Origin of the sequence: Listeria goaensis (genome assembly GCF_900186125.1) — a bacterium.
GTDB classification, from domain to species: domain Bacteria; phylum Bacillota; class Bacilli; order Lactobacillales; family Listeriaceae; genus Listeria; species Listeria goaensis.
Genome location: NZ_FYBQ01000014.1, coordinates 48,773 through 56,585, shown reverse-complemented (window position 1 = coordinate 56,585; position 7,813 = coordinate 48,773). Strand labels below are relative to the sequence as shown.

Annotated in this window: 9 protein-coding genes and 1 pseudogene; 4 read left to right on the top strand and 6 right to left on the bottom strand. The window is 35.9% G+C overall.

The window, feature by feature from the left end:
- Positions 1 to 640 (bottom strand): annotated as a pseudogene (locus tag CFT42_RS13280) (primase C-terminal domain-containing protein); the annotation flags it as partial.
- 730 nt (positions 641 to 1,370) lie between these two features.
- Between CFT42_RS13280 and CFT42_RS13270 the strand changes: the two are divergent.
- Entirely contained in the window at positions 1,371 to 2,183 is an 813-nt protein-coding gene (locus tag CFT42_RS13270) for a ParA family protein (protein ID WP_088816380.1), read from the top strand.
- A 12-nt stretch (positions 2,184 to 2,195) separates the two neighbouring features.
- Positions 2,196 to 2,522 carry a hypothetical protein gene (locus CFT42_RS13265; RefSeq protein ID WP_088816379.1) on the top strand — a complete coding sequence of 109 codons (327 nt, stop codon included), beginning with the start codon at positions 2,196 to 2,198 and terminating at the stop codon, positions 2,520 to 2,522.
- A gap of 339 nt (positions 2,523 to 2,861) precedes the next feature.
- On the opposite strand, the gene CFT42_RS13260 is transcribed toward CFT42_RS13265, so the two are convergent.
- The 5 genes from CFT42_RS13260 to CFT42_RS13240 all read right to left on the bottom strand — a co-directional run bounded on the left by CFT42_RS13260 (position 2,862) and on the right by CFT42_RS13240 (position 6,341).
- Positions 2,862 to 3,296 carry a YrhA family protein gene (locus tag CFT42_RS13260; protein ID WP_088816378.1) on the bottom strand — a complete coding sequence of 145 codons (435 nt, stop codon included), beginning with the start codon at positions 3,294 to 3,296 and terminating at the stop codon, positions 2,862 to 2,864.
- A 22-nt stretch (positions 3,297 to 3,318) separates the two neighbouring features.
- Positions 3,319 to 4,794, bottom strand: coding sequence for an HNH endonuclease signature motif containing protein (locus CFT42_RS13255; protein ID WP_088816377.1), 1,476 nt, complete (start codon positions 4,792 to 4,794; stop codon positions 3,319 to 3,321).
- 1 nt (position 4,795) lies between these two features.
- Positions 4,796 to 5,149: a DUF3958 family protein gene (locus CFT42_RS13250; protein ID WP_088816376.1), complete on the bottom strand. Its 354-nt coding sequence runs from the start codon at positions 5,147 to 5,149 to the stop codon at positions 4,796 to 4,798.
- A gap of 25 nt (positions 5,150 to 5,174) precedes the next feature.
- On the bottom strand, positions 5,175 to 5,450 hold the full coding sequence (locus CFT42_RS13245) for a TIGR04197 family type VII secretion effector (protein ID WP_159458175.1): 276 nt from the start codon (positions 5,448 to 5,450) through the stop codon (positions 5,175 to 5,177).
- Between the two features lie 228 nt (positions 5,451 to 5,678).
- Positions 5,679 to 6,341: a DUF7168 domain-containing protein gene (locus CFT42_RS13240; RefSeq protein ID WP_088816374.1), complete on the bottom strand. Its 663-nt coding sequence runs from the start codon at positions 6,339 to 6,341 to the stop codon at positions 5,679 to 5,681.
- Between the two features lie 274 nt (positions 6,342 to 6,615).
- Here CFT42_RS13240 and CFT42_RS13235 point away from each other — a divergent pair, with 274 nt between their 5' ends.
- Together CFT42_RS13235 and CFT42_RS13230 are read left to right on the top strand one after the other, a co-directional pair.
- Entirely contained in the window at positions 6,616 to 7,077 is a 462-nt protein-coding gene (locus CFT42_RS13235; RefSeq protein WP_088816381.1) for a hypothetical protein, read from the top strand.
- Positions 7,078 to 7,276: 199 nt separating this feature from the next.
- Complete coding sequence (locus CFT42_RS13230) at positions 7,277 to 7,807, top strand: hypothetical protein (protein WP_088816373.1); 531 nt, start codon at positions 7,277 to 7,279, stop codon at positions 7,805 to 7,807.
- The last annotated feature ends 6 nt before the right edge of the window (positions 7,808 to 7,813 follow it).

The following is a 7,813-nucleotide window of genomic DNA, read 5'->3' as shown; positions in this document are numbered from 1 at the left end:
TGAAGAAACCAAAGTCATTGCACCCTCGGTCTACGTTCGGTAATTCCGCCGCAAAGGCATGCTTTAGATTTTGGGCCACTTTTTTGGCCACACGTAGGCTCTTAAAGTTATGGGCATTGCTGATGAAGATTGGATTTTGTAAGACAAAATACAGCTGAAAACCCTGATTCGTCTGAAGAATAAAAGTTGGCGTTTGATTCAAGATTTTCATGGCCGCCATGATCATTTGGGCTACGTCCACTTGCATAGTATCCACATCAATGACATACGTATTGATTTGTTGCAGGTTCTGTTCGGAATGGCCTTTGATGTATTTTCGGTGGTCATCTGAGTAGGTTCCCCACCGATACGTGTTCGGTGTCCAGTGCGTAAACTCATTCACTTCTTGAATCAGCGCTTCTTGGCTGGTCACGATAAACCCACGTACGCCTTTTTGGCGTTGCAAGTCTTCTTTTTGGCGCACGACAAACTGAACGCCTTTGCGATTTCCATGCTCCGCTTCTTGTGCGGCAAAATGTTGCCGCACAGCGAATACACCACGGCTATTTCGCTTTGAAAAAGCTGTGATGCCTTCGTGTACCACTGTGCTAATGATAGCTGAATATGTATATACATCCATCGTTTTGCTAGAATTAGGCATACCACACTGGACTCCTTCCCTTTTTTTCGCACAACAAAAAAGGCTACGACTTCTTCCCATTTTGGAAGTGCCGTACCCCTGTTCAAGGACTCACATTTTCCACATAGGAAGGAACTCAATCGTCTCCTAGCGAAAAAAAGTTTTTCAAATGGCTTTACTTCAACGTTTGAAGCCATTGTCAAATAAACCTAAATGTGGTATAATTTTTTTATCGGAAATAAGTCTAAAAAATTATATACTACATTGGGGTTTCGTTGCTAGGATTACACTTTTGGGTTGTGTAATTGAATTTATATTTTGTACAGCCATACAAAATATAAATTAACGATTCCTTTTTTATTTGCTTGTTGTACTAACAATACAACAAGTTTTTTTTTTTGTAAACCCTTTTCTTCAAGTGAAAAGGCTCTTTTCTCAAGGTTCTAAACACTCAATTTTATAAAAGTATAATTTTATACTTTTATACTTGAATTATACTTTTATATTTTTATAAAATTATATTTTTATATTTTTATACTTTTATAATTATAGAAGTTATATTTCTCTTGTTTATTAACAAAAGTCGCTTTAGTACACTTCGCAACTGTTTTCAGGATAAGTATAAATTTATACTTTTATATTTTTATACTTTTATATTTTTATACTTGAATAGCTGAAAATCATATGTTATACTAACTCTACAAAAGTATAAAAATATTTTATAATTTTATAGAGATGGAGGAAGATTTAAATGACTTCAGTTATTACAACAGGTAATTTTAAAGGAGGCGTTGGAAAGACTACAAACGCCGTTATGATTGCATATGAATTATCTAATATGGATAAAAAAGTTTTAGTCGTCGATTTTGATCCACAAGCCAATACAACAGATTTATTATTTACTACGATGAAAAAAGTTTTAAAGAAAGAACCTACATACGAAATTACACTAGCAAACGCCATCTTTGAGCACCAAGACTTGAGGCCTGCTTTAATTAGTGTTAAAGAGAACCTAGATTTACTACCATCTTATAAAGATTTACAAGAATTTGAGCGCTATTTGTATGATAATTTTAGCGATGATTTAAGTATGGATAGCTATTTTAATCAACTTTTAAATGAAATTAAGGAGGACTACGATTTTGTAATCATTGATGTGCCTCCTCAAATGAATAAATTTACAGATAGTGCATTTGTTGCAAGTGATTATGTCATCATTATATTACAGACTCAAGAACGCTCTTTGAAAGGAGCTGAAACATATATCGAACACCTACTTCAGTTAACAGATGACTATAATTTAAACACTGATATATTGGGTGTACTTCCTGTTTTAATGCAAAATGGCTCTGATTTAGATAAGGATGTTATTGAAGATGCAATTGATTCATTCCAAAAACAAAATTTATTTACTAATCAAATTAAGCAAATGGCTCGATTAAAAAGATTTGATCGAGAAGGTATTACTAATAATAAATCAGATATCCACGATAAAAATGTTCATAAAGCATATAAGAGCGTAGCAGAAGAAGTATTACAAAGAATTGAATTACTAAAAAAATAGGAAGTGATATTAATGGCTAATAACATAGGGTTAAATTCATTTAGAAAGAATAAAACAGAACGTCCTGAGAGTATCAAACCCACTGCCAGTGAATCACAAGAACGCTCAAGACCTGAAAATTTACTAATTACAGAAAATCGAAAATTAACAACAAAAGATTTACCTAAAAGTATTAGAATTTCTATTGAAACACATACAGCTATAAGTACTATTTCTACTATTGAAGATATGAAAATTTATGAAGTAATTAATTTAGTTGTAGAAAATTACATCAATGAAATGCCTCCACAGAAGCAAAAACTCATTAGAAATAGTATAAAGTCTGTAAAAGAACGATAAGTATAAATTTATACTTTTATACTTAATTGGTTATACTTCAAAAACGTTTATCATATATCTATGTATTATGGAAATAAGGCGTATTTCAGTAGTTCACACACACTTACACAAAGAAACCCGTAGCTTTAGAGTTACAGGTTTCTTTTCTATTTGCGCCCTCGGTACCCCAAGTTTCGCCTCTTATTGCTTTTTGGAAGTTAATCTTTATACTATGAAAAAGTCTACAATCACTATCCTAAATATTGTAGAGTAAATTTTCAAATCTACATTATCCTTCATTCCAGTCATCAATTGAATTAAAAGATTATGTATTTGAAAATCTGCTAACTTGTTTAATTTTTATGGTAAAGTTACCTCTAGAGCCTCGATTAGCATTTCATCTAGGCTATCATAAATTTCATATACTTCTCCACTTGGCTTGTCTAACTGCTGAAATTCATCTAGTTCACAATCCCATACATACCAAGAAATATCTCCATCTCCAAAGAAAAGATATTTTTTTTGTTCTTCAACATCATGCCAAATTTTGTTATTCTCCACGAGATCAAGATTTTCTTGTACATTCCCTATGCCGTATAAAAATACTCCATTGAATTGCAATGAATTAACTTCTTGTAAAAATGGAACATAATCTTTCCATGGAACCGACTCTCCAAAATTGTTTAATGCCCACTTTTTAAATAATTCAATTTCTCTTAAAGTAGCTCCATCTGGAATAGTCCGATTAAACTCCTCCATAACTTTCTTTACTTTAGATATCGTATCTATCAGCATAATTACACTCCTTATAATGTTGTTATTTAGGATATATGTTTCCTTCTGGAATTGGAAACTTCACTTTTACACTTTCCCCTGGTTGCATTTTCCTGGAAAAAGTTAATTGGGAGTTTGTTATAACCTTATGATATGGGTCATTCTTGATTAACATCAAATTGCTAAAATCATTAGTTCCTGAATCATCTAATGGTAGCTTATGATGTACTTGATACCCTTCTGGTTGAACGCCTTTTTTCATATCTTGAATTTGTTTGTCCGTTAGCCCCCCAGCTTTGAATTCCTTGATTATTTCTGAACTATTAGCTGCATCCTTTAAATAATTAGTTCGTACTGACGAGTTGAATATTTTGCGCATTTGTGCCGCTTCGGTCTTACTCCTTTTTGTATAGATAATTGTTTTTTCCATAACACCATCTAATTTCACACTACTGCCTTTTAAGGTTCCTACATGTTCCGTTTTGCTTAAATGATAAATATCATCATATCCTTCATACGTATACTTAAAGGCCTTATTGTCCCGAGCGAGTTTTACAAACTTTTCAATCTTGGCCACTTTAACAAATGGCAGTAGGAGAAAAGCCGCTGCTGTGTATCGCCCACTGACTTCGATTTCTTTCCCATTACTAGGCTCGATACCAAACGCTAGGCGCACAGCGTCCATCACCGGTGTCAAAAAGTCTAAGATACCTACCCATTGTCCGCGGAGTTCTTTATTCGCTTCCACATTGTCATCGACACGCTTTAGAGTAGCTTCCGTATCTAATTTTCCATCCTTCACCACAAAACCGGCATAATTCCCCTTAGGTATGTAAGGTAAGGGCATATTCTCTTCATATTCCTTAATAAGAGCCTCTTCCGCCTCTTCTTGCTTTTGTTTTTGATTGGCTTGCCAGGCTTTTTCAATGGAGCTTGTCCAACCTAAATCCATCCCCATTGTTTGAAAGGTTTGGGTGGCCTGGTTAAACCCTGAATGCTGCGTGATAGCCGTAAGACCGCGTTGCAAGTTGGCTGCTTGTTGCATCACTACATTGAAATAAGTGCCGGACGTTTGATTAAACAATCGTAAAGCTTTTAACTTTTCTTTTAGTTTCCGCTCACACACTTCATAAATGTAAGTCATGGGCTTCAGTAATAGCAGATCTCCATTCAATTCTGCTAACCCCGTTTGAAGTCTTTGCAATTCTTGTATTTGGGCTAACAGTTCCGTTTCCACAACATCTGTCTGTGCCACTTCTGCTCGAAAATTGGCAGGTAGCGCTTGATTTTGTGCCTGAAGCTCCTGGCACAATAAAATCATGCCTTGCGCGAATACGCGGTATGTTTGCATGAAATAACGTTTGGCACTGGCGTATGTTTTTCCTTGTAAGGTTGGCTCTAAATTAAACGCATGAATCGCACGAAGAGTCGCTTCCATCCCCGTTATCGTACGTGCACAAAATTGTTCCACACTTTCTGCTTGACTGTCCACTTCCCCTAAATACATCGACAAGGTCATTTTACTGGCCCCCTCTCGATAGAGCTAAACGCTGATGGAGCAATTCCTCTTCTTGTTGGACAAGTTGCCGATATTCTTGCCGGCGCTCTTCTTGTTGCTCTTCCAAATGAAAAGTTATCTGCTTGTCTTCAGCTCTTAAATCCTGATGAGCATGATTCAAAAAGGTTCGCATCATCGGATCACCTAACCAAAAGTGTTCCATTCTCGTAAACAGAGCTTCCTGGCGATGACGGAACTCCTGATATAGTTCACTTTGATATTCGATACTTCTTTGCTGGTTCAAATTCACTTCTTGTTTGTCACTCACGAAATGCCATTGTTGCTGGATAGCTTCTCTTTTTTTCTCTATCTCCATGTTGGATTCACCTCATTTAATTCGCTCACTCAAAAAGTTTTTGAAGGCTTTGATCCTGACGTTCAAATTCTTGAGCTGTTTGTTGAATATACCCTATATCTCGCATGAGACATTGATTAAATACTTGCACCATTTGTTGAACCTGTTGATTGGCTTTTCTGGCTTCTTGATTCCCGTTCAGGACTGTACGCTCAGCACGTTGAATGGTTTGAGCGTTGACCAACATCATTTGATCATGAGCTTGGCCAAATTGATTAGCTACACGTGTGGCAGCCGAAAGATTACTTTGAATCACGGCCATTTGCATCCCCCTCTTCCTTACCTATACTAGAATAACTCCACGATACCTTATTATAGCACGTAATATGAATTTTTCTGTAAATTATTCTGTGAAAAACAAGCACCATCCATAAAACTTTGTCCAACAGGCAAAAAGACGAAAATCCACTAAAATGGTTTTCGTCTTTTTAAGTTTGTTATCTATAAATACTCTGCTTTTTATGAAAGTATCTATGGCAAGCCATGTCTCTCATTCGATGCTTTCTTTTTGTCGAAATTCCTCACCATCCTTATAACCTTGATAGTAAGCTTCTGCTTCTTGCACCACATGTTGTCTATTTTTACCTGGCACTAACTGTTTTTGATTGACTGCTTTGATTACAATTTCTGGTAATTGTAAGGAGAGTTCGTAACCATTTGTCACTACTTGCGTTTTAAAAGTCGCTTGAAGGGCTTGTAGATAACCTTCTATGTAATCCTGCTTCATGCCCCATTTACGTTTATACTTTCTCTTGACCTCTGGACGTTTCATGAATTCCCTAGCCCCATATTGAACACTTCCCATGGCATAGAGAAAAGTAATTTCAGCCACTTGAACATCTCTTTCAATCCCCAAGAAAACTAACTGAATTGGCATTCCATCCTGGTAAAAAGTTTTTACTCGAAAATTCGCCGCAATAATTCGACAGAGACGATAGACCCACTTTTGTGGTCTTCCCGAATATACTATGCGTTCCACCACACAATCGAGCCTCATTTTCCGGTCATACTGGATAACCTCATCTTCAGATACTTGCTGTTCCATCATCAATGCTTGTGCTTTAGCAAGCGCTGCTTGTGATTCTTTTTCATTGGCATCACTGGCAAGTGCTAATAGTTTTTGAATCCTTCTCAGCTGCTCATTCTCTTCCATAATCTAGCCACTTCCTCTCTTCAGTCTGAACAATCATGATTTCTTCCGAGAAATGCCAAGTTCACTAAAATAACGTAACAAAGTTCTCCTGGCAATGACGGTTCTTTTTTCCACATCACGTAACGAATATCTGAAGGTGCCGTCTTCCTTTTTGGCCATGTATAATTCGATTGCTAATAATAAACAAGGCTCATCAGGTATTTATTGATGTTTTAGAGGAATTAGACCAACACGAGGTTATGCTTCAAAATATATAGGAGAGGATGTGAAAGAATTGGCTAATAATGAAAGAATATCTCCAATAATTAACCGGAAGCGAAAATCTACACTTAATTCAAAAAAAGTTGATATAGCAGGTGTTGGAGATTTTGGAAGAGACTCATCTTCTTCAGAATCAAAAGAGTCGCCACAAGTGAAAGAAAATAATTCACATTCTGAACCAACATCGGCGGACTCATCTAAAACAAAGACTAGTCAAATTCAAAATGTAGAAAAAGAAGGCTTTGATATGAGAAAAAAAGCCACAAAGACTCAAAAAATGTCACCAGATGTTATCCTTAAAATTAATACATTAAAGCCGTACATTAAGGATTTAGAAGAGCTTGAAACAGAAGGAACACCATCTATAAATGATATTGTGAACATGCTATTAGATAATTATATTAATACAAAACTATCTACACGTCAGCTTCAAGGTTATAAAGCCGTATATCAGAATCTATTTGAGCAACTATAAAGTATACTGGTATACTGGTATACTAGGAAAAATATTTAGAACTACTTAGATTTTATCTTTTCAATAAAAAAGTGTAAATTCAATAATCGGCGTAGACGAAACAAATGAACAGAAAAGAACTCGCTCTCTGTGTGACTGGGGGTCACTTTAAACAAAGTCGGTGCTAATTTACACGTGTGTGCTTTAGGAGGTGTGAAAAATGGACTCAAATATGTATAAACCTATTCCTCACGGTACATTTGCTGAAATCAGCTCCTTTTATCATGAGGATTTTGCGAACGGCTATACGGTGACTATCCAAGATATTGAAGACCATCTCGGTTTTCGCCGCAGATGGATTACACAAGAATTTTCCAAAAATGTCAAATATATTCGCTTAAATTTTATTGCTACTCAAGCACTTGAAAAGTATCCAGAAGAAAAATGGCGGTATTTATACCGCGCTAAAAAATTGTACCAGAAGCAATCTTATTTTCGTTTTCTTCTCGACAATACTCTTTTGCTCAATAGCCATGGGGTAGGGGAGAAGGTCGATAAGATTCCCAAAAGGATGACCACACGCCAGAAAACTATGCAACACTATCAAATTAGTGATAGCACATTTTATAAAGTCATCAAGCTTTATCAAGTGAATAAATATCTCATACTCAACTGTCCGCGCTATGATTTGAAACAGATTCATGCTGTATTTTCTGATTTCTTAACTCCTGAATCACAAGAAACCCCCTAGAAATGA